Here is a 23,467-nt window from a genome sequence, read left to right on the forward strand (position 1 = left end):
ACTGTCGATACAAAACATTTCCATTTGATTTCGTTCCGCTCTGTTTTCGCTCAGCATTCTACTCAGCTCCCTTCTCCTATATTATACCACATAAATGCGAAAAAGACCAGCTTTCGCTGGACTTTTTCGACAGGCTGAAACGGAGGACGTTTGTCCTCCGTTTTTTGTTATTCCCCTATCTGTAATAAAAAAATAACCGATACTCAATGAGTATCGGTTATTGGGGTATGATGATCGCATCTGGTCTGAGTGACGGGACTTGAACCCACGGCCTCTACCACCCCAAGGTAGCGCGCTACCAACTGCGCCACACCCAGACGTGTATATATTCCGCAATCAACGATGTATATTATACCACCCAAATTTGATTTTGTCAAGGGATTTTTCAGATTTTTTTCAAATAATTCTTATATTATAATATTTCTGTGCAAATATTGCTATTTTTATTATTATATGCTATAATACTACTTGAAAGGTGCTGATAAAATGAAAAAAAGCGTTTTTGTCTTAATGTCTGCCTTGTTTATGACTTGTACGATAACTTACGATCTGTGCGGAAACGGTTTGTATGCTTTTGCCGCTGATAATTCTAAAAGCTCAGGTCTATCAAAAGGCACTGTAATAGCTGTAATGATTGCTGTTTTTATTCTTTCAGCTGCTGTAGCAGGAATTGTAACATTTAAAATTCGTGTAAAAAATAGAGACATATCTAACGACAAATCGCCTACTGACAAAAAATAAACGTGCGGGAGCTGATCCATATGGATATAGATCTTTATATCGACTTCGTGTATCACGGCTTTTACCCTCTTGATTATATCGAGGATAGATTCGATGAATACCATGCAGCTGCTCAGGAAGCTGCTAAAGATCTTGCCGATGATGAGGTCATACTTTACGCGATCTACGCCTTTGACGAAAACTCACAGAGATTTTTATACGCTAATTTTATGACAATGAAGCTCAAGCTCGAACAATATACAAAAGCTTGTGAAAAACTATCAAAATATTGCAGATTATTCTGTATCAGAAACGGTTAGGTGGAATATATGATAATAAAGAAATTTATCTTAGCTTTTTCTTCTCTTATGCTTATCTCAGGAACGTCGATCTTTGCTGCCCAGGCTGAATCAGTCGATGTAAATTCGCTCCCTACAGCCCCAAAAATCACAGCAGGAGAAACAACAACTGCTTCATCTGTTACAAGTACAAGTTCATCTACTACAACTACTACTTCAACATCAACAACTACAACCACGACAGGTCTTAGGAACTATCACGTAACCTTCCTTGATTTTGACGGAAAAGTTATGGCGGCTTTCGACATTGAAGAGGGCGACCCTATCAATTATACAGCTGTTGACCTTAAATCTCTGCATAAGCACATCGATGTCAATACGGAGCAGGATTTCTCGTCGTGGGATATCCACCCCGACTTTGCAGATAATGACTATACTATCCGCGCACTCTCTAAAACCGCTACCATATCAGTTAATAAGATGCCGACCAAAACAAGATATTTCTCAACAAAGGGAAATGTTATGCTCGAAGGACTTGATGTATCAATAAAAATGACGGTACAGACTCCGGAAAAAGATCAAAACGGAAACTATATCATAAATGAAACCACAATGGATATCACATCAAGCTGTGCTGCTTCACCTTCAAAGCTCTCAGAGGCTTTCGCAAAGAGCGATACAGCTGACATAACCGTCTACCCTATCGGCGATAAAAAAGCTCTGTTCAAGTTCAAAATAAGCTGCTATAATAACCTCGGAGATGTCAACGGGGACGGTCATGTAGACTCTTCCGATGCTTCAGCTGTCCTTACAGCCTATGCTTCGCTCGCGGCTTCCTCTACCTACACTATCAGCGATAAGTTCGCAAAACTCGCTGACGTTGACCTTGACGGTCAGATCGACGCAAGAGATGCTTCATATATCCTCAAATATTATGCAGAATCTTCTGTTTCAGCATCCGCGATAGATTGGGATAATATCATCGACTATGTTGCTTCTGCACCAAAAAAGTGAAATTTTCCCGCTTTGCGGGGTTTTTTGCTAATATTCATTTTTTTTCGCTTTACCTATTGAAATTTAATATAAAATAATGTATAATTAAAAAGTAATGCATTTGCGCAAATTCACTAATTATAAAGGAGTGCTTATAATGTACAACGATCTTATGGATTCAATCGGTTTCGTTAGCAGCTACGATCCTGCTGTAGGCGAAGCTATGGGCAAGGAGCTTGCTCGTCAGCAGAGAAATCTCGAGCTTATCGCAAGCGAAAACATAGTTTCTCCTGCTGTTATGGCTGCTATGGGCAGCGTTCTCACCAACAAATATGCTGAAGGTTATCCCGGAAAGCGTTACTACGGCGGCTGCCAGTGCGTTGACGAGGTAGAGTCTATCGCTATCGAGAGAGCTTGCAAGCTCTTCGGCGCTAAGTACGCTAACGTTCAGCCACACTCAGGTGCTCAGGCTAATACAGCTGTTTACTTTGCTCTTCTCCAGCCGGGTGATACAGTTCTCGGTATGAGCCTTGCAGACGGTGGTCACCTCACACACGGTTCACCTGTTAACCTTTCAGGTAAATACTTCAATTTCGTTTCATACGGTCTTGATGACGAGACAGAGACTATCAACTATGACGAGCTTTATAAGCTTGCAAACAAGACAAAGCCTCGTCTTATCGTTGCAGGTGCATCTGCTTATCCTCGTGCTATTGACTTCAAGCGTCTTTCTGAGATCGCAAGAGCTGTCGGCGCACTCCTTATGGTAGATATGGCTCATATCGCAGGTCTTGTTGCAGCAGGCTGCCACCAGTCACCTGTTCCATATGCTGATATCACAACAACTACTACACATAAGACTCTCCGCGGACCAAGAGGCGGTCTTATCCTCACAAACAACGAGTTCCTCGCTAAGAAGATCAACTCCGCTATCTTTCCGGGTACACAGGGTGGTCCTCTGATGCACACTATCGCTGCTAAGGCTGTATGCTTCGGTGAGGCTCTCAAGCCTGAGTTCAAGGATTATCAGCAGAGAATCGTTGCTAACGCTAAGGCACTCGCTGACGGTCTCCTCAAGAGAGGCTTCAACCTCGTTTCAGGCGGTACTGATAACCACCTCATGCTCGTTGATCTCCGTCCTTTCAACATCACAGGTAAGGAGCTTGAGCGCAGACTTGACGAGGTTTATATCACAGTTAACAAGAACGCTATCCACAATGACCCAGAGAAGCCTTTCGTAACAAGCGGTATCAGAATCGGTACTCCTGCTGTTACAACAAGAGGTCTTGGTATCGAGGAAATGGAAAAGATCGCTGAGTACATCTACCTCTGCGCTACTGATTTCGAGAACAAGGCTGACGAGATCCGTGCAGGCGTAAACGCTATCTGCGAGAAGTTCCCACTTTATAAGTAATCAATAGCTATTAAGGGACGGACAGGCTGTCCGTCCCGATATTTTTATGTTTTGGTAATATAAATCGGAATTTAAAGAGGTGAAAATGTCAATGAATGCTCGCGAATATCTTGATATAATACATATAGCAGAAAGACTAAAGGACACTCCGCGCCATTGTACGACTTCACATGGAAGGACAGAGAGTGTTGCAGAGCATAGCTGGAGAATATCTCTTATGGCGTTGTTGTTGCGCAATGAGTTTCCTGATGTTGATATAAATAAAGTTGTAAATATGTGCCTTATTCACGACCTCGGAGAATGCTTTACCGGCGATATTCCTACTTTCATTAAAACTGATGCAGAGAGAGAAACAGAAGATTCGCTTTTGCAAAAATGGGTAAATTCAATGCCGACCGAAGTATCCAATGACCTTACTGCATTATTTAGTGAAATAGAAGCTCAAAAAACAGCAGAAGCTAAGATATATAAAGCACTTGATAAACTTGAAGCACTGATGCAGCATAATGAGTCTCCACTAAATACATGGTCGGAAAATGAATTTGAGTTGAATAAGACTTATGCATTCGATGATGTCGCTTTTTCAGAATGGCTGACTGAACTAAGAAAAGCGATTCTTGAAGATACAATCGAAAAAATCAATATGGAATAAATGATATAAATTCTGATTTATATTATTAATTCAAGGTGTTAAAATGGAATTTCAAATCAATTCGCTCTATCTTTGTGTCAAAGACATGGACAGAGCAATAAATTTCTATGAGGAGCTTTTTGAGCAGAAAGTAACCGAAAAAAGCGATACCTACAGCGTTTTCGACGTGAATGGTTTTCGATTGGGCTTATTTGCCTATGAAAAGAAGAACGAACCGCACACATTCGGAAGCAATTGCCTGCCAAGCATCAGCGTTGACAGCCTTAGCTCAATGCAGAAAAAACTCAAAGGAAAAGAGCTGTGCTTCCCTGTTACGCGGATAAAAGATAACTTTGTGGCTGAATTCATTGACAGCGAAGGAAATCACATAGAGATAACTGCTCCGTATAAGCTGAATGAGATAATCGGCAGAACTGTTACTGTAACTGTTGACCGTCCGCTTGGAAGCGCTCACCCGAATCATGCGGACATGATATATAAAGTTAATTATGGATATATCGAAGGTCTGATAGCTCAGGACAGCGAAGAACAGGACGCATATATACTCGGAGTCCATGAAGCTGTCGATACTTTTACAGGTCGTATCATCGCTGTTATCAGACGCTCCGATGATGTGGAGGAAAAATGGGTAGTATGCCCCGAAAATGTTACGTTTTCCAAAGATGAGATAATGAAACAAGTTGAGTTTCAGGAAAAATACTTCAAATCTGAGATAATTATGTAGGAGGTCACTATGTCTGCACCTTTAGCCGATAAAATACGCCCGAAAACTCTTGCCGATGTTGTTGGTCAGGAGCATATCCTCGCAGAGGGCAAACCACTTCGCCGCATAATCGAAAGCGGAACTGTCCCGAATATGATATTCTACGGTCCGTCAGGCGTGGGCAAGACCACTGTCGCACGTATAATTGCCGAGAACTGCGGTATGTCGCTGTATAAGCTCAACGGCACTAACGCTTCACTCTCCGATATCAAGGACGTTGTTGCCGATATAGGAACTTTCGGCAGCGAAAACGGCATACTCCTCTACCTTGACGAGATACAGTACCTCAACAAAAAGCAGCAGCAGAGCCTCCTCGAATACATCGAAAACGGTGATATAACACTTATTGCATCAACTACGGAAAATCCCTATTTTGCCATTTTCAATGCTGTCATAAGCCGAAGCACTGTGTTCGAGTTCAAGCCTGTTACCGCTGAGCAGCTCGTTCCTGCCATAAAAAGAGCTTTTCGTATAATGTCCGAGGAGAACGGCTATGAAATCGAAGCCTCCGACGATATAATAACACGCATCGCGTACAGCTGCGGCGGAGATGTCCGCAAAGCTATCAATACTGCCGAGCTATCTGTAGTATGCGGCGAGCCGTCAGAGGGCAAAATTACCATTACCACCGCCTCTCTGGAAGTCCTCGCTCAGCGCAGCAATATGCGCTACGACCGCGACGGCGACCAGCACTATGATATACTCTCGGCTTTCCATAAATCCGTTCGCGGCTCTGACGAGAATGCCGCTCTGCACTACGCTGCCCGACTTATCGAAGCAGGTGATATATTGCCCCTTTGCAGGCGTATGCTGTGCATAGCTTCCGAAGATGTGGGACTCGCCTACCCTATGGCTGTTCCGATCGTTAAAGCTTGTGTAGATTCAGCTTTGCAGCTGGGACTGCCTGAAGCAAGACTGCCGATAGCCGAAGCGACAATACTTCTGGCTACAGCGCCAAAGTCCAACAGCGCTTACAAGGCTATAAACGCCGCTCTGGAAGACCTGAAGAGCTGTGATGCTCTCGATTTCCCGCGCCACTTGCAGAACGTTCACTATGACGGAAAAGGCGCTAAAGTCGTCGGTCAGCATTACCTCTATCCCCACGACTACCCGAATCATTACGTAAAGCAGCAGTATCTCCCCGATGCCCTTGCCGATCGCATATATTATCAGTTCGGAGATAACAAACAGGAACAGGCTGCATTACAGTACAGGCAAAAGCTATTGAATGAAAACAATAAGTAAGCTCTATCCGCAGTTTATCGGCTGCGGATATTTTATTAAGCAAAATACCTATTTTTTCAAGTCATAAAAGTAATTATTGGGGCTTGACAAAATAGCAAAAAAATGGTATAGTAATTATGTAATGTACAATTGTTCTCCAGTGACGGACTATTACACAGTAAACATTATAATAAAAGGTGATTTCTATGGATACTAAATCACAGCTTATTGTTGCCGATTCAAAAATTCTGCCCGAAGTCTTCACAAAAGTACTTGAGGTAAAAAAGCTTATGGCTCAAAAAGGGGAAAAAAGTTTTGCTTCTGCCTGTAAGCGCATCGGCATTTCAAGAAGTGCATACTACAAATACAAGGACAGCGTTTTTTCATATGAGGAGCTGTTCAACAGAAAGATCGTCAATATCTATCTGCTCCTCAGTGACAGTCCGGGAGTTCTATCAAGTGCGCTTGTTTTTCTTCATGACCTGAATGCTAATATTCTCACTGTTAACCAGAGTATCCCCGTAGATGGTGCAGCAGCTGTTAATATTTCACTCAGACTTACCGGCGATTCCAATGCGGAGATCGCTGCTTTAAATTCAATTACTGAACTCGACGGAGTTTTAGAAGTAAAAATTCTTTCTGCCGAGTGAGTTATACGGAGGTTTCTTTTATGTCAGTCAAATTTGCAGTTTTAGGTCACGGTGTTGTTGGTTCTGGCGTTGTCGAGCTTTTTTATAAAAATAAAAAAAGCATCGAAAAACGTGCAGGAACTGAAATGGATATCAAGTATATCCTCGATCTAAGAGAATTCCCTGATTCTCCATATGCCGACAAGTTCACCAAGGACTTTAATGATATTCTGAACGATGATGAGGTGTCTTCTGTTGCAGAGTGCATGGGCGGCGTTGAACCTGCTTTCACATTTGTAAAGTCTTGTCTTGAAAAGGGCAAGAGCGTTTCTACTTCCAACAAGGAGCTCGTTGCTGAAAAAGGTGATATCCTTCTTCAGACAGCTAAGGAACACAACTGCAACTTCTTCTTTGAAGCAAGCGTCGGCGGTGCTATCCCGATAATCAGACCTCTACATAAGTGCCTTGCAGCTAACGATATCTCAAAGGTCGCAGGTATCCTCAACGGTACAACAAACTTCATTCTCACAAAGATGTACAATGATAATATGCCTTTTGCCGAGGCATTAAAGCTCGCTCAGGAACTCGGTTACGCCGAGAAAGACCCAACTGCTGATATCGAGGGTCACGATGCCTGCCGTAAGATATGTATCATATCTTCTCTGGTTTTCGGCAAGCACGTTTATCCAAAGAGCGTCTTCACAAAGGGTATCACAGATATACAGCTCTGCGATGTTGAGGCTTCAGATGTACTCGGCTACGCTATAAAGCTTGTTGCTTCCGTTACAAAACTCGAAAACGGTAAGATCCTTCCTTCCGTTATGCCTACACTGGTATCATACGACAGCATCATGTCAGGTGTAAATGACGTGTTTAACGCTGTTCTTGTGTACGGTGACGGCATAGATCAGGCAATGTTCTACGGCAGAGGTGCCGGTAAGCTCCCGACTGCAAGTGCTGTTCTCGGAGATGTTATCGAAGCTGTAAAGCATAAGGTAACTGTATTCTCTCAGTCATGGGAGTCTGCTTCCGATGATTCCTTCATTGAAAAGATCGAGAACTACAACTCAAAGTGGTATTTCCGCGTACCAAACGATTCTGCTATCGGCGGCGTTGAAGTCTACAACAATGACAATGGTCTTTCATACATCACAACAGAGAAGCTCACATTTGCTCAGGCTGAGGCTAAGGCAAAGAAACTCGGAGCTCTTGCATATCTCCCTGTTCTTGATTAAGACATATTTATATAGCACCTTTGCTTGTCAGAGGTGCTATTATTTTGCTCTCCGTCTGATTCCATATGTAAAAAGGAACTCCCCGAATCGGTTAATCAACTGATCGGGGAGTTTTTATTATCTCTTTACGAAATATTCCTCATACCATACGAGGAATGTATATATGGTCCAGACTTTGCGCCAGTTATCGGAATTTCCGCCAACATACTCGTCGTATATCGCGTTTATCTCGTCAAGGTCAAAGAACTGTGCAGCCATATCGCTCTTGAACTTAATACGTACATCTTCGTTGTAACGCTCATCGGCAAGCCATATCCTTACAGGAACGATAAAGCCCAGCTTCTTTCTGAAGGCTATCTCCTCAGGAAGCACCTTTGCAGCAGCTGTTCTGAATGCGACCTTGTTCTGCTCCTCGTTTACCTTGTACTTTGAAGGCATACGTGATGCGATATCGAATATTCTTCTGTCAGTGAGCGGCATACGTATCTCCAGACCGCAGGCTGTACTCATCTTGTCAACATTGAGGTAGATATCGCCTTCAAGCCATATCTGTATATCAACATCTGACATTTTTGTGAGGGGGTCAAGTCCCTCAGTCTCGTCGTAAATGTACTTCACAAGATCAATAGGGAGCACATTCGGATCATAGTGCTTGAGTATCTTCTGCTTTTCCTCTTCCTTCATTATGTTTGTGTTGCCGACATAGAAAGTCTTGAGGTTGTCGCCGTAGCGCTCTGCATTGCGGTACATATTGTATCCGCCGAAGAACTCGTCAGCGCCTTCGCCCGAATAACAGAGCTTTGTGTGCTCGGCAGTAGCCTTGCAGCCAAGTGTGAATACTATAGCAGAAGCATCACCGAGAGGCTGCTCCATATTGTACATTACAAAAGGAACTATGTCAAAGAAGTCCTTAGGCTGTATATTTGCAACGCTGTGCTCAACATTGAGAAGCTCTGCTGTTTTGGCAGCAACTCTTGATTCATCAAAGCGTTCCTCGTCATATCCGCATGAGTCAGCTCTCTTAGCGTCGCTCATTGCAAGAACATAGGAGGAATCAACTCCGCCCGAAAGGAAGGATTCAGCTGTTTCGTCAGCGTCCTTGACCTCAGGGAAGATATTTTTCAGAGTTGTATGTATCTCGTCAGCCCAGTCGTCCAGTGATTTACTATCGTCGGGCTTGAATGTAGGTGTCCAGTAGCGCTCTACAGTGAGCTTACCGTCCTTGAATTCAAGCCAGTGTCCGGGCATGAGCTTCTTAACGCCCTTAAAGAAAGTATCCTCACCTGCTACATATGTAAGCGTCATATATATCTGGAGCATATCCACATTGAGCTCCTTGACAAAGCCTTCCTGAGACATTATTTTGCTTATATTCGTGCCGCAGAGCAGCTTATTGTCAGCGGTTATGTAATAATAGAACGGTTTTGTTCCGAAATGGTCTCTCAGGCAGAAATACTTGTCTTCCTCTGTATCATAAAGGGCAAATGCAAACATTCCGTAAAAATGGTCTGCCATTTCCCTGCCCCATTTTTCATAAGCCTTGATTATTATAGCTTTTTCGCGCTCCTCACGGGAAAGGGTATTATCTATACCAAGCTCATCGCAAAGTCCGTGCCAGTTGCGTATATGACCTCTGTAATCACAGATATTTATCAATTTAATTCACCTCTTATAGTGTGTTGCTTATATTTCTTCGTAATTCTGTGGTCGGTTCATGAGCGCACCAAGTGCAGCTCTTACATCTCCGCCGTTGAAAAGGATCTTATTAAGCTGTTCCGTTATAGGAAGCTCAACTCCAACGCTCTTTGCAAGCTGATATGCTGCCTTGCAGCAGAAATAGCCTTCAACTGTACCAACACGCTTAACAGCTTCTTCAGGAGAAACTCCCTGACCTATAAGGATACCTGCGCGTCTGTTGCGGCTGTGCATACTTGTACAGGTCACTATAAGATCACCGATACCTGTCAGACCGCTGAATGTAGCAGTATCTGCACCGCAAGCCTTTCCGAGTCTTGCTATTTCATGTATTCCGCGCGTCATAAGCGCAGCCTTTGTGTTATCGCCATAGCCGAGACCGTCGCATATTCCTACGCAAAGTGCTATGATATTTTTGAGTGCGCCGCCTATCTCACAGCCCTTTACGTCGTCATTGAGATATATTCTGAGGTAACTGTTGCCAAATTCGCGCTGAACAAGCTCAGCTGCACCATGATTTGAAGAAGCTGCTACGATAGTGGTAGGTACGCATCTTGCAACTTCCTCGGCATGAGAAGGACCTGAAAGCACTACCAGCTTGTCAGTCTTTATCTCCTCGCTTATTACCTCACTGAGAGTTTTGAGACTTCCTTCTTCAAGTCCCTTGCCTGTATTTACAACGACCATATGATCGTCAATATACGGAGCAGCTTCCCTTGCAACAGATCTTACAAAAGATGAAGGGATACCGAACAGAAGTATATCACAGCCTTTTATGCAGGATATGTCACTTGTCATTGCAATGCTCTCTGAAATAGGTACTCCAGGAAGCTTCTGAACGTGCTCACCATGAGAACGTATATCATCTATCTCTGACTGAAATTTTGACCATACAGTAACATTATGGCCGCAATGCTCCGCAACTATTGCAAGACTAAGACCAAATCCGCCTGAACCAAGTATAACGATCTTTGCCATACGATCATCTCCTTATGAAAATCATTCCTTATCCATTTTTATGGGTTTAAATGTAAATTTATTCTCATTCCCGTCTTTGAGTCTTTGCATATTTGAGCGATGCATCCATATTATCATGGACATCATCGGCAGTGACAGCAGCATATACAGGAAACTTCTTCCTAATGAATAATCATCAACTATCCATGACATTAAAAGATTTGCGAAGGGACAGTACACTGCTGATATCAATGATGAAAGCGATACATATTTTGAAATAGCAAGCACTACTGCAAACACTGCCAGCGAAGCCAGTAATACCTTATAGTCTATTGCAATCAAAGATGCAGCGCCAACAAGTACGCCCTTGCCCCCCTTGAATCCGTAATAAAGCGGAAAAACATGACCGAGTATTGCAAAGAATCCTGCTATATACCCGATATAATGCGTATCATTGTCAGGTGTAAGTCCTGCACCTACAAGGTGGCAAAAGCCTCGTGAGAGCAATACAGCTATGATACCTTTGGAAAGGTCGCCTATGAGCGTAAAAAGCGCACACTGCTTACCTGCACATCTTAAAGTATTGGTAAGGCCTGCATTTTTACTGCCCATATCACGGATATCTTTTCCTGTCATCATTCTTACGGCGATGATCGAGGAATTGATACTGCCAAGCAAATATCCGAGAACAGCAGCAACTATGAATGAAAGAAAAATATTCATTATTTGTCGTTTCCTCCTCTTTCACGTACAATAAATCGAACAGGAGTTCCTTCAAGTCCGAATGTTGAGCGTATTTGATTTTCAATATATCTTCTGTAAGAAAAATGGAACAGATCTGCTCTGTTTACAAAAGTCACGAAAGTAGGAGGTTTTGTCGAAGGCTGAGTCATGTAGTATATCTTCAGTCTTCTGCCCTTATCTGAAGGCGGCTGTACACGGGTCGTAGCATACGCAAGAACGTCATTGAGCATACCCGTGGATATTCTCATGCTGTTCTGCTCATAGACATACTTTATAAGCTCATAGAGCTTATTGATGCGCTGACCTGTTTTTGCCGATATGAACACAAAAGGAACATATGACATAAAGCTGAAATCGTTCTCGAGCTTAGTTCTGTACTCCTGCATGGTCTTATCATCTTTTTCGATAAGATCCCATTTATTTACAGCAACAACGCAGGCTTTTCCCTGCTCGTGCGCATAGCCTGCGACCTTTGAATCCTGTTCGGTGAAGCCCTCTGCCGCATCAAGCATGATAACACAGACATCAGCGCGGTCAACAGCCATATAAGCTCTCAGAACGCTGTAATGCTCTACTTTTTCGGTCACCTTTGATTTTTTTCTGATACCTGCGGTATCAATGAACACGAACTTGCCGTATTCATTTTCAATGACAGTATCCGTTGAATCACGGGTAGTTCCTGCGATATCGGAAACGATAACGCGCTCCTCACCTGCTATTTTATTGATAAGTGAAGATTTTCCCGCATTAGGCTTACCGATAACGGCTACCTTGATATGATCCTCGTCATACTCAGGCTCATCACCGTCAGGGAGGCTCTCAAAGACCTTATCGAGCATATCGCCTGTACCGTGACCGTGTACAGAGGATATGGGGTAAGGGTCTCCCAGACCGAGATTATAAAACTCGTAAAGCTCCATAGGAGGCTCTCCGAGGTTATCTACTTTGTTTACTGCGAGAACGATAGGCTTTCCGCTTTTCAGGAGCATCTGCGCTACTGAATAGTCATCAGCGGTGACACCGCAGCGAATATCAGTAACGAATACAATAACGTCAGCCTTTTCGATAGCAAGCTCTGACTGTCTTCTCATCTGTGCAAGAATAACATCGTTGCTGTCAGGTTCGATACCGCCCGTATCAACGACCATGAATTCCCTGCCGCGCCATTCACACTTTGAGTAGATACGGTCACGGGTAACACCCGGAGTATCCTCAACGATAGAAAGACGCTGTCCGATGAGCTTGTTAAAAAGTGTGGACTTACCTACATTAGGACGTCCGACAACTGCAACTATCGGTAATGACATTGTTCCGTTCTCCTTTCTGTTAAATATTATTACTACATCAAGAAGTATCAAAACCTCTTGTAAATGTTCAGTATATGCAGATCAATAGGTTATACCCATTATAGCGTCAAGAAGTTCAAATCCGTCACTTGGTGTTGTACGGATCACTACATTAAGAGCAGTCTCAACGTCCGAAATAGTGAGATCATCGAGAAAAACGTCAGAATCACGTCTTACCATTGCCTGTGACAGCAGAAGATTATCTCCGAGCTCCTTGCCTTTAAGCTGAGCAATAAGATCCTGGGCAGTGATAAGCCCCGTAACAGTAATAGTTTCGCCGAAAAAATCATTTCGGATACGATAAACGTCGCATTTCAGCTTAGGGAATTTCTCTTCAGCCATTTTAGCAAGCATACTTATAACACCATAAGGCGAATAACCTGTGGCGATGGAAACATGACGTTCTCCACCTTCCCACTCCGCCATTTCGAGAGCTTGCTCAAACTCGTCGATAAGGGAACGGAGCATACCAACTCCATTCTCATACTGTGAAAAGTCCTCATAAGCTTCCTTTGGAGGAAGCTCACTTTCAGCGATAAGATAGAACTCATCAGACGGAAAAACGGTGCGTGTACCGAACTTTTCGAGGAATATCTGCTGAAATTCTTCGATAATGTCAATAGTTTGCGCGGCAGTCTCTTTTGTAAATGTAGTAAGCGGATAAAGACCTTCGCGGAATTTTGTAACACCGACAGGAACTACCGCCATACTTGTAATATTCGGCATCAGACCTCCGAGATCGGTGAGCGATCTTCTGAGCTCGTCACCATCATTCAGTCCCGGGCAGCAAACTATCTGGCAATTGAGTTTTATACCGCTCTCGGCTAACTGCCATATAAACTTCAGCTTTTCTCCTGCAAAGCGGTTATGCATCATTTTGACTCTCAGCTCAGGGTTGGTAGTATGGACAGAAACGTTGATATTAAGCTTCATTTCGATGATTCTGTCGATATCCTCCTGCTTCATATTGGTAAGAGTAACATAATTTCCCTGTAAGAATGAAAGTCTCGCATCATCGTCTTTGAAGTAGAGAGTCTCTCGCATACCCGGCGGCATCTGGTCAATAAAGCAGAACACGCACTTATTGCTGCATGACTGCTTGTTGTCCATAAGGAAAGTCTCAAATTCAAGTCCGAGGTCATCATATTCGTCCTTGACGATATCAAAGGTCATTAAAACGCCATCACGTTCTATCTCAAGCGTAATATCGGTATCGGCAGCATAATACATATAGTCAAGGACATCTTTAATACCATGACCATTGATCTTAACAAGGATATCCCCTTTTCTTACCCCGTGTCTTTCCGACGGTGAGCCATGCAAAACGCTGTTGATCTTAACCATAAAATATCTCCAAACACTTAAAAAGGAGAGAAGGATCACTCCTCCTCTCCTTCTCTTTTTATCGGATCAAGCCGATTATTCAGCGTCGATCTTAAGAACCTCTACGCCCTTATAGAATCCGCAGTTTTTGCAAACCTTGTGCGGAGCCTTATATGCGCCGCAGTTATCACACTTGGACATTGCGGGTGCTTCAAGCTTCCAAACTGCTGAACGTCTCTTATCACGTCTTGCCTTGGAAGTTTTTCTCTTTGGTACAGCCATTCTGGCACCTCCTTACAGAGCTTCACAGCTCAAATTAATTAAGATGATCGCACTGAGTCTCATTAAGGTCACAGCCGCACACCATACACAATCCCTTGCAATCGTCCTTGCAAAGATTCTTTGTAGGCAAGCTGATAAGAATATCCGTCAGTGCAATTTCATTCAGCTCAATGCTCTCACCGTCCGCCACGATATAATCATCGTTATCATCATTGCTGACGGAAGGAACAACAATATGATCGAAGCCGAGATCATAATCCTTAACGTACTCCTTCAAGCACCTGTCGCAGGTATTGAGGAGACTGAACGAAGCGGAATAATCAAGATACACAACTCCCGCTCTGTTATAGAATTTACCGCTAAGATTTACAAGTGACTGAAAGGTGTAGCCTTTTATATCACCAAACTCCTCAGCTGGGATCTCATAGGAAAACTCCTTTGTCTCTCCGACAATATTGAATATCTGTTTTAAGTTGATCTTCATATTATAATCCTTCAGAGCACCATAAGATACATTATACACTAAATGACTTTATCTGTCAATAGTTAAGCTTAAAAAATTCAAATTTTTTCGCAAAATTACTTGATAAACTGCTTAACGCTCTCAGGAAGCTCAGAATCATCAGCTGAAACTGTGAATACGATAGTAGCCTCTTCACCTGTGAGCTTATCAAGCTTCTCGAAGAGTGAGCCGAGAACATCATAGTCTCTGCCAACGATCTTGAGGATACCGTCAACAAAAACGTCCTTGATATCGTAATTGCCTGCGAGCATACCAGCTACGAAGCCATAAAAAGCGTCTGCGCCTTCTATTGCAAAGCTCTCTGTATCGCACCATCTTACTCTGAAGCTGATAGAACGTCTGATATTGTCGCCCTTTTCGATGCAAACAAGGTTGCCGTTAGTTGACTTTACAGCATCATTGATATTATCAATGAGTATCTTTGTTTTACCTGTACCTTTTTTTCCAGTAATAAGTTTAATCATAAATTTACTCCTTCCGTGCCTTGCGGCATTTATGACGTATTTTTTTGTATTATGAGCTAAACAGACCTATCAGCCAAGCTTAGCCTCAAGAGCAGCCTTTGCACCTTCATAACCCGGCTTACCAAGAAGTGCAAACATATTTGACTTGTAGCTTTCAACGCCAGGCTGGTTGAAAGGATTAACACCCAGAACGTAGCCTGAGATAGCGCAAGCCTTCTCAAAGAAGTAGATCATGTAACCAACATTTTCTTCTGTAGTGTCATCGAGTTCGAGAATGATATTAGGAACTCCGCCTTCAGTATGTGCAAGAACTGTACCCTCGAAAGCCTTTCTGTTTACAACAGACATATTCTGGTTTGTAAGGAAGTTAAGGCCATCAAGGTTCTCAGCATCAGGCTCAAGGAAGAGGTCTGTCTTAGGCTTCTTGATATCAACGACAGTCTCAAAGAGTATTCTTGCACCGTCCTGGATATACTGACCCATAGAGTGAAGATCTGTTGAGAAAACAGCTGCTGACGGGAAGATACCCTTATTGTCCTTGCCTTCACTCTCGCCGAAGAGCTGCTTATACCACTCAGACATCATTACGAAGCTTGGGTCATAAGAAACGAGCATTTCTACAGACTTGCCCTTTCTGTAAAGAATGTTTCTGAGTGCAGCATATTTATAGCAATCGTTATTGTCGAAATCGGCAGTAAGCTCAGCCTGAGCCTTTGCAGCGCCCTTCATAAGAGCATCTATATCACAGCCTGCTACAGCGATCGGGAGAAGACCAACAGCTGTGAGAACAGAGAAACGTCCTCCGACATCATCAGGAATAACGAAAGTCTCATAGCCCTCTGTATCAGAAAGATTCTTGAGAGTTCCTCTTGCCTTGTCTGTAGTAGCGAAGATACGATTCTTAGCTTCTTCCTTGCCGTACTTATCCTCTACCATCTTCTTGAAGATTCTGAAAGCAAGTGCAGGCTCAGTTGTAGTACCTGACTTAGAGATAACGTTTACGGAAAAGTCCTTACCCTCACACAGAGCAATGATCTCGTTGAGGTAAGCAGGATTGATGCTGTTGCCAACATAGTAGATATCAGGTGTATCCTTCTTCATATTATTATAAAGAGGTGACTTGAGGAGCTCAATAGCAGCTCTTGCGCCAAGATATGAACCACCGATACCGATAACGATAAGAATATCAGAATTTGCCTTGATCCTCTCGGCAGCAGCCTTGATGCGAGCAAACTCGTCCTTATCATAGGCTGTAGGAAGCTCTACCCAGCCTAAAAAATCATTGCCAAGACCAGTTTTGCTGTGGAGTGACTGAGCAGCAGCTTCGATCTGAGCTTTGATACCGGTCAATTCATCAGCATTCACAAAGTCCTTCAAGTATTTGGTGTTGAGTTTTAAAGACATTAAAATTTACCTCCAATATGTATGGCAAGCCATACAAATATAATTTACCATCTTTATGATACTATATTTTCCGATTTTTTTCAAGTACCTTTACATAACATTTTCAACATTTGTATATTTCTTACAAATTCAACTCTTATTCCTTATCATTTTATATAACGTATTTTTGAAAACATAGCACCAATCAAGCCTGTCAACAGCTGTTTTTGTTATAATATCAGTCTCATAAACAAGAGTGTCTTCATTATAAAAAGCAGCCGTTCCCACCTTCTGCCGCTCCTTTACAGGAGCTGAGATGTAATCAGGGATAACAACACGCGCTCTGAGCTCTCCTGCGGCTTTCGGAACAGCCGCTGCGCCTTGTGATGCAAGCGTAAGTTCCACACTTGAAGCAACGCCGTTTCTTATGTCAAGGGGCTTCATCATTTCTTCAAGAAACACGGTCGGAAGCACCTTATATCCTCTAAACCCGCTTTTCAGCAGCTTCTTTGCGCAGCCGAAGGATACACTTTCGTTTTCAGCTCCGAGAGCAATTGCGATAAAAGTTGTTCCCTTTTCGTTTCTCGCGCCCTCCGCGATACAGAATCCGCTTTCCGCGGAGTGGCAGGCTTTAAAGCCGATATGCCGTTCATAAGTTCGGGTCAAAGTATTCTCGCTGACCAGCTCTGTCCTGCCGTTTTTTACAAAATCCCGCCATGTCGAAAAGTACGGAAGAAGACATTCATGCTCAGCAAGCTCAGAGCAGATAATAGCCGTATCATGGGCGGTTGTATATTCTTTTTCATTATAATACCCGTATGGCGACACAAAAACAGTATCCCTCAGTCCAAGATCAAAAGCTTTTGCGTTCATATCCATGACAAACTGTTCGACACTTCCCGAAGAACGCTCCGCAAGAACGGTCATTGCATCATTTGCATTTCCGATGATAACGCTTTTAAGCAGTTCCTCCACGCTCATTTCGTCGCCGCTTTCAAGCCATACAACTGAGCCTTTCGTATTTTTCACATTATCAGAAGCCGTAACGATATCTGTCAAGCCATATTCGCCGCTGTCTATATCATCAGCAATGAGCAGCAGCCCCATGAGCTTCGACAAATATCCTGCATTAAGCCGCATATCTTCGTTCTTTCCTTCAAGAACGCTATGGGTCTCCGCTTCCATCAGCACATAGGCAGCAGGAGCTTTTTCGCAGCTTTCATCAGCACTTATAAGCGAAAAAGTAAGAAAAACGCCCGCCGCTGCAATTGCAAAACTTTTAATAATCTTTTTCACGCAAATCACCTCTTACAATAATATGTGCAAAAGGTGCAGCTAATGAAAAAGAGCAGCCGAAAAGCTGCTCTTGTTATTCAGTTTTTAAGAGCGGTGATAATAAACGAATTTTTATTATCGCCTGAAAGTTCATAGTTTCCTGCAACAGGAACTCTTGTTGTCAATTTGTCCTCGCTGCCTGTAACAGAATATATCTGATAAGCAATACCGTTAAACGAGAATGAATAGGGTTCTTCCAGAGTGTACTGCTCAAGAAAATCCACATATTCCTCAAGGCACATACTTTTCTGTTTCATTATAGCTGCATGGATATCGCCTACATATCTTAAATGCCAAGGACAATACTCATTTCCTGTTTTCTCCCTTTTTCCCTCTGGATATCTTACTATAAATCCGTATTTCCAACAATTCTCAACTACCCAGCCCTCTGCATCATATCCATCATATGGCAATACATATCCGCCTGCATTGAGAGCAAGATCCACACAGTATCCTGCCTTTGACTCAGCAAACGCCTTTGGACAGTAAGAACCGTCACCTGTATATGTTTCTGTTGTACCGTATACAATGAAATCCGTAAGAGCAGTCTCGTTTGCATAATCTTCCATCATGGAATTAAGAGCATCAGCTGCGTCTTCATTAAGATAAACCTTCTCATCGCAAAGAGTATAAAAATCATTCTTGGCTTTGGAAAGATCAGTCATCTTCTCCTGATCTGATTCTTTTGCAGCCTTAGAATCGGTATATATCGAAAGTACGCCCTTAGAAACGTCCTCCTTGGACAGTTCATACTCAGACAGGCCAACATTCTCAACGCCTTCAAAGACAGTCGTTGTCTGTGCTGACGGCGTAAATGAAAGACTGCTGCCCGCTGGAGCCTCATCATGCTCTCCGGCATCACGGAAATCGCCCTGTACTTTCAGATTATAAGGTCTTCTGCTCTCAAAGCTCCTTCTGACACCATCTGCGCCAAAAAGAGTACCGACAATTATACCCATAGCAAGAAAGACGCGCTCTGTTTTGAGCTTGCATCTCTTCGTCTCCTTCATTATACATATCCTCCGAATTTGTTCTACACGTTCTTTTTTATCTTTTTTAATGTATAATTTTAATATGCGTTATTTCAGTTTGTTGTTCCATGCAGAGTACAAATATATATCTTTTAAGCTGTCTCTGCAAAGCCTGCCATGCAGTTTTCTGCTATATATAAGGCATTTCCTTCAAAGCTTTCGCCCGCAGTACAGGGCTATGCTCCGCACTACTATGTCACTTGTACTGTGTACAGCAGCCGGAAAGGATCTATATCTTCAATAATAACGGCAAGTATTGTCTCTACATTGCGAAATACAGCTGAAAGTGTTCACGCTGTACGTCATATTTCTTTGCCGTCATAAATATTTATCTGAAAAACATTCTTCGTCATACTTTTTATCGAAGCTCTGCGACTTGTCCGTCTTTAAAGAGATACAACAAAAAGGCACTGCCGTTTCCTGTGTTTGTTCTGTGGCATATCCGAAAAAAACAGATAGAATACCTGTATTTACGTTAAAACTATCCGACAGATCATCACAGTATCTGTACGACTGCTTAATCATCAGACAATAATCCGTAAATGCCCGGACAAATATAAGAACACTAAGAAAACCGACGTGCCTGTAATCACTATTCCAGTACCGATAAATTGTTTCCTTCTTTTGTTCATTCTACACTTTGTTTTTTATCTATCTTTACTCATTATAATACAAATTTAATATATTGTCAACATAATTCGTGAAATCTACGAATTGCACAAAGCCACGCTGTTTAATTACAGCACTATTTCAAAATCATTGTTGAAACAAATGTTAAAAAGCTCTCAGGAGACTCCCGAGAGCTTTCAGTTCATATATCTACTGCAATATGAGATTTTTTCTCAAACGAATACAGATACGCTTCTTTAACACGCTTTCCTGTTGTCAGCTCCAACGCTGCTTTATACAGCCTTAGCTGCATTGAATAGCGCTCCTTCAGCTTTTCAAGAGATATCCCCCTGTCTGATTTGTAGTCCACTACGACAATTTCGCCGTTTTCCTCAAACAGCAGGTCTATGATACCTTTTATCATGCCGTCCGATCTTTTCAGCTTATCAATAACTTCATTTTCAATGTTAAGCTCGGCAACTGCCACTATGAACTTTTTTTCACGCTCATATCTTTCAGCATCGCATAAACGCTTATATAGCTCACTGTCAAAGAACGCGCGAACGTTTTCTATGCTTATTGATACTGCTTCTGCCTCGCTTATGTTTCCCTTTTCAGCCACGTTCTTTATTTCCGTTTCTGTGTCTTCTATTGCAGCCTCAAAATCACAGTACTGGAAAAAAGTATGGATCGCCGTTCCTCGTTCAGCACCTGTAAGTCCGGAACCTGACAATGTGAATTTCGGTCGCTTTAGCTTGAAATCAAAGACTTCTTCATCGTCCTTCAGTTTTTTTGTTATCTGGGTCACGCTCAGTTTTGCAGGTGTCACCGACAATGTCCTGTCATAATCAAAGGCTATTATCTTTTTCATGTCGGCGATCAGCGCTTCATCAGGGGCTGCTTCTTCGGCTTCATCACCTTCATTTGTCTCTGATGCGGTTATATTCTCCGCGAACTCAAATTCGTACAGCTTTTCCCCGCGCTTTTCTGCATCGCAGATCATTCCGTCCATATCTATGCCAAGACGCTCCGCAGCTGCATCAAATCCGTCACTGCGAATCAGTATCGCCCACAGCCAGTCCGAAAAGCTCTTCGCTTCCTGCACCGTGTCTGCTATTTCTCCATTGCAGAGTACGCAGCTTTCAATTATAGCTTTGACACGTTTCATCGCTTTTTCATCGCATTTCAGATTTATAAAAAGCTTCTGCTGTGCTCTTGTGAGAGCAACATATAAAAGCCTCATCTCCTCGCTTCGTGTTTCCCTTTCTTCCTCCTCAGCAAGCATTATCTGCTGAAATGTCTTGTATTTGCGATAAAGAATGGGGTCATAGAGTATATACCCTATCCTGCTGTCGGGACTGCACATTACAGGCTTTGCATCAAATTTAAACTTGACCGCTGTCTCGGCTATGAACACAAACGGAAATTCCAGACCCTTTGAACGATGCATAGTCAGTACCGAAACATAATTGCCTGCCGCTGCGGAGACCTTTCCCTGTGCGTAATCACCGTTTTCCATTACACGATCAAGATGCCGCAGAAATCCGTTTAGTCCTCCCGAACCGTCATATGCCGCAGTACTTTCATAGTTCTGCGCATACTGTATAAGTGCGCGGAGATTAGCTCTTTTCTTATCGCCGTCACTATAGAGCTGCATTACCGAGATAAAATCCGTCGAATCATATATCTCACCTATGAGCTCACCTATCGTCATTGTTACGGAGTCAAGCCTGAATGTATCAAGAGAATCAAGAAAATCCGCACATCTCTGTCTCAGGAACATATCCGTGCATTCCTCATATTCGCCGTCGGCTATTCCCCTTATTATCGGGAAAAGCGCACGTTTCTTGTCAAACGAGCGTATAACTGCGATATCAGCTATACTGAACATATACATGGGAGATGTCATGACCGCTACTATGGATATATCCTGCAAGGGATTGCTTATTACACGCAGCAGATCTATGAGAACGGCTATTTCTCGTGATTTCAGATATCCTGATTCCTCGTTCCCCTTCGCAGGCACACCTATCCTGTTCAGCTCATCGGCATACATATTTATGTGGACGTTATTCCTCACAAGGATACAAAAATCAGAAGGCTTGCATGGTCTGACATTGCCGCTGCGATCGGTAACAGTAACTCCTTCACGCAGCATTTCTGCGATCTTTGCAGCTGTAAAAACCGCTTCACGGTTAAGCTCTACGACTGTTTCTTCATCTTCGTCTTCCTGATCGTCGTTTATAAAGCTGATATGTGTGATGCGCTCATCATCGCAGCCGTTATCGTAGTGGTTCGCTCCGAAATAAAGCTTTTCGTCATCGTTATAATCTATATCTCCGCATTTTTCCGACATTATCTGCCCGAAAACATAGTTTACGAAATCAATCACCTGCGGAGAGCTTCGGAAGTTCTTGTTCAGCATTATGTACTGATTCACAGAATCGCTGTCCTGAGCATAGGCAGTTGAGCTGCGCAGAGTGTTTATGAAATTACGCGGATTTGCAAGTCTGAAACGATAGATAGACTGCTTTACATCGCCTACAAGAAAGACATTATCGCCGTAAAGCGGCTGACCTTCGCTGTCAAGCTTATAATTCTTCGATATGAGCTTGAAGATCATATCCTGCTTGTTGTTTGAGTCCTGATACTCATCTATCATGATGATGTCATAGTAATCCGCAACTTTTTTCGCGGTTTCTGACTGGATTATCCTTCCATTTTCATCTTCTTCGGAAAGAAGTTCCAGCGCAAGACGTTCGCCGTCATCAAAGCTCAGCGCGTTTTTCCCGCATTTTTTCTCCCAGAGTATCTCCTGATACTTTCTGAGCATTTCCACAAGTATCTGTGTCACCTCTCCGCTTTCGGCGTAATCACTTTCTACGGTCCCGATGCTGCTTACAATTTTCGCAACTGTTTTCTTTATTATGTCACGCTTTTTCTTGTATATCTCACGAAGAGCCTTATTATGCTCGGTCTTTCCCACCCTTACAAGGTCAGAAAAGCTCCCTGCCGATTCTGCTTCTTCGTTTGAAGGCAAACGTCCGCATCTCAGCACTGCAAGAAGTCCCGATACCTTATCGTAGTCCTCTTCTGCCTGCTCATAGGACTTGACCGCCGCTGCCGCAGACATATCAGGAAAAATACGTTTTATCATCGCAATATTGTCATCTGCTGCTTTAAGAGCTTTTTCAAGCTCTGCCCTGAGAGCTTCCGTGAAACTTTTCAGATACTCTGAGCTGGTCAGTTCAGCGCTGTACATCTCAACAGCTTTATCGAGCCACTTTTCCCTCAGAGCAACCGACGAAAGAAAACTGTCAGCTCTCTCGATCACTTCCACAAGACGCTTCTCGTCCTTTATACAGAAGCGGTCATACATAAAAGATATCTTGTCATACTCCTCAGCGCTGTAGTAGTTTATAAGCTCGTCCATCGCACCTGCTCTGAGCACTTTGTTATCCGTATCATCAAGAACGCTGAACCCTGATGTTATCCCGTTTTCGCCAATATTGTCACGTATAAGATCAAAACAGAAGGAGTTTATGGTCGAGATGCGAGCACTCTGGAGCAGTATCTGCTGCTTGAGCAGGTGGCGGTCATCAGGGCGCTCATTAATAAGATCTCTCAGTTTCATATCAAGGCGCTTTTTCATTTCAGATGCCGCATCATTGGTAAATGTTACTATTACCATTCGGTCTGCTCTTACTCCCGAATCCTTGTCGGCTATGAGCTGTGCAAGTCTCTCGGTGAGGACAGCTGTTTTTCCGCTTCCCGCAGCTGCTGATACTATGAGAGATGTATCCCTTGCATCTATTGCATTTTGCTGCTGTTGTGTCCAGGCCAATG

20 protein-coding genes, 1 tRNA gene and 1 pseudogene are annotated in these 23,467 nt (G+C 43.1%); 9 read left to right on the forward strand and 13 right to left on the reverse strand.

From position 1 onward, the window contains the following. Positions 1–241 precede the first annotated feature (241 nt). Positions 242–317, reverse strand: a tRNA-Pro gene (locus K6G33_RS10080). A gap of 169 nt (positions 318–486) precedes the next feature. On the opposite strand from K6G33_RS10080, the gene K6G33_RS10085 reads away from it, so the two are divergent. The 9 genes and pseudogenes from K6G33_RS10085 (at position 487) to K6G33_RS10130 (ending at position 7,929) form a co-directional block, all read left to right on the forward strand. Further along, a complete protein-coding gene (locus tag K6G33_RS10085) occupies positions 487–741 on the forward strand; it encodes a hypothetical protein (RefSeq protein ID WP_296779012.1) in 255 nt (84 codons plus the stop codon). A 20-nt stretch (positions 742–761) separates the two neighbouring features. Beyond that, on the forward strand, positions 762–1,040 hold the full coding sequence (locus tag K6G33_RS10090) for a hypothetical protein (RefSeq protein WP_296779013.1): 279 nt from the start codon (positions 762–764) through the stop codon (positions 1,038–1,040). Between the two features lie 9 nt (positions 1,041–1,049). Next, positions 1,050–2,033: a dockerin type I domain-containing protein gene (locus K6G33_RS10095; protein ID WP_296779015.1), complete on the forward strand. Its 984-nt coding sequence runs from the start codon at positions 1,050–1,052 to the stop codon at positions 2,031–2,033. Between the two features lie 136 nt (positions 2,034–2,169). Then, complete coding sequence (gene glyA, locus K6G33_RS10100; protein ID WP_296779017.1) at positions 2,170–3,426, forward strand: serine hydroxymethyltransferase; 1,257 nt, start codon at positions 2,170–2,172, stop codon at positions 3,424–3,426. Positions 3,427–3,517: 91 nt separating this feature from the next. Further along, positions 3,518–4,078: an HD family hydrolase gene (locus tag K6G33_RS10105; protein ID WP_296779151.1), complete on the forward strand. Its 561-nt coding sequence runs from the start codon at positions 3,518–3,520 to the stop codon at positions 4,076–4,078. 43 nt (positions 4,079–4,121) lie between these two features. Continuing rightward, a pseudogene (locus K6G33_RS10110) lies at positions 4,122–4,463 on the forward strand (VOC family protein); the annotation flags it as partial. Positions 4,464–4,811: 348 nt separating this feature from the next. Beyond that, positions 4,812–6,086, forward strand: coding sequence for a replication-associated recombination protein A (locus K6G33_RS10120; protein ID WP_296779020.1), 1,275 nt, complete (start codon positions 4,812–4,814; stop codon positions 6,084–6,086). A 185-nt stretch (positions 6,087–6,271) separates the two neighbouring features. Next, positions 6,272–6,715 (forward strand): ACT domain-containing protein, encoded by a 444-nt coding sequence (locus K6G33_RS10125; RefSeq protein ID WP_173450057.1) that lies wholly within the window; start codon positions 6,272–6,274, stop codon positions 6,713–6,715. A 20-nt stretch (positions 6,716–6,735) separates the two neighbouring features. Next, entirely contained in the window at positions 6,736–7,929 is a 1,194-nt protein-coding gene (locus K6G33_RS10130) for a homoserine dehydrogenase (RefSeq protein WP_296779023.1), read from the forward strand. A 117-nt stretch (positions 7,930–8,046) separates the two neighbouring features. On the opposite strand, the gene asnB is transcribed toward K6G33_RS10130, so the two are convergent. From asnB to addA, 12 genes are all read right to left on the reverse strand, one after another. Beyond that, positions 8,047–9,585: an asparagine synthase (glutamine-hydrolyzing) gene (gene asnB / locus K6G33_RS10135; protein ID WP_296779025.1), complete on the reverse strand. Its 1,539-nt coding sequence runs from the start codon at positions 9,583–9,585 to the stop codon at positions 8,047–8,049. A 27-nt stretch (positions 9,586–9,612) separates the two neighbouring features. Beyond that, positions 9,613–10,602, reverse strand: a complete 990-nt coding sequence (locus K6G33_RS10140; protein ID WP_296779028.1) for an NAD(P)H-dependent glycerol-3-phosphate dehydrogenase — start codon at positions 10,600–10,602, stop codon at positions 9,613–9,615. Positions 10,603–10,623: 21 nt separating this feature from the next. Next, positions 10,624–11,304: a glycerol-3-phosphate 1-O-acyltransferase PlsY gene (plsY, locus tag K6G33_RS10145; protein ID WP_296779030.1), complete on the reverse strand. Its 681-nt coding sequence runs from the start codon at positions 11,302–11,304 to the stop codon at positions 10,624–10,626. Further along, positions 11,304–12,632 carry a ribosome biogenesis GTPase Der gene (gene der / locus K6G33_RS10150; RefSeq protein ID WP_296779033.1) on the reverse strand — a complete coding sequence of 443 codons (1,329 nt, stop codon included), beginning with the start codon at positions 12,630–12,632 and terminating at the stop codon, positions 11,304–11,306. Before der ends, plsY begins: the two co-directional genes overlap by 1 nt. Positions 12,633–12,713: 81 nt before the next feature. Then, a complete protein-coding gene (locus K6G33_RS10155; protein ID WP_296779035.1) occupies positions 12,714–14,015 on the reverse strand; it encodes a DUF512 domain-containing protein in 1,302 nt (433 codons plus the stop codon). 75 nt (positions 14,016–14,090) lie between these two features. Then, a complete protein-coding gene (gene rpmF / locus K6G33_RS10160; protein WP_019678749.1) occupies positions 14,091–14,276 on the reverse strand; it encodes a 50S ribosomal protein L32 in 186 nt (61 codons plus the stop codon). 34 nt (positions 14,277–14,310) lie between these two features. Then, complete coding sequence (locus tag K6G33_RS10165; protein ID WP_296779036.1) at positions 14,311–14,760, reverse strand: DUF177 domain-containing protein; 450 nt, start codon at positions 14,758–14,760, stop codon at positions 14,311–14,313. A 95-nt stretch (positions 14,761–14,855) separates the two neighbouring features. Further along, a complete protein-coding gene (locus K6G33_RS10170) occupies positions 14,856–15,263 on the reverse strand; it encodes a hypothetical protein (protein ID WP_296779038.1) in 408 nt (135 codons plus the stop codon). Positions 15,264–15,332: 69 nt separating this feature from the next. Continuing rightward, positions 15,333–16,667 carry a glucose-6-phosphate isomerase gene (locus K6G33_RS10175; protein WP_296779040.1) on the reverse strand — a complete coding sequence of 445 codons (1,335 nt, stop codon included), beginning with the start codon at positions 16,665–16,667 and terminating at the stop codon, positions 15,333–15,335. A gap of 129 nt (positions 16,668–16,796) precedes the next feature. Further along, complete coding sequence (locus K6G33_RS10180; RefSeq protein ID WP_296779042.1) at positions 16,797–17,942, reverse strand: D-alanyl-D-alanine carboxypeptidase family protein; 1,146 nt, start codon at positions 17,940–17,942, stop codon at positions 16,797–16,799. A gap of 77 nt (positions 17,943–18,019) precedes the next feature. Next, the gene (locus K6G33_RS10185) at positions 18,020–18,991 is read right to left on the reverse strand and encodes a M15 family metallopeptidase (RefSeq protein WP_296779045.1); all 972 of its coding nucleotides are present in this window, start codon (positions 18,989–18,991) and stop codon (positions 18,020–18,022) included. Positions 18,992–19,823: 832 nt separating this feature from the next. Continuing rightward, positions 19,824–23,465, reverse strand: coding sequence for a helicase-exonuclease AddAB subunit AddA (addA, locus tag K6G33_RS10190; RefSeq protein ID WP_296779047.1), 3,642 nt, complete (start codon positions 23,463–23,465; stop codon positions 19,824–19,826). Positions 23,466–23,467 lie beyond the last annotated feature (2 nt).

It is taken from the genome of Ruminococcus sp., from assembly GCF_024691275.1.
Classification (GTDB): domain Bacteria; phylum Bacillota; class Clostridia; order Oscillospirales; family Ruminococcaceae; genus Ruminococcus.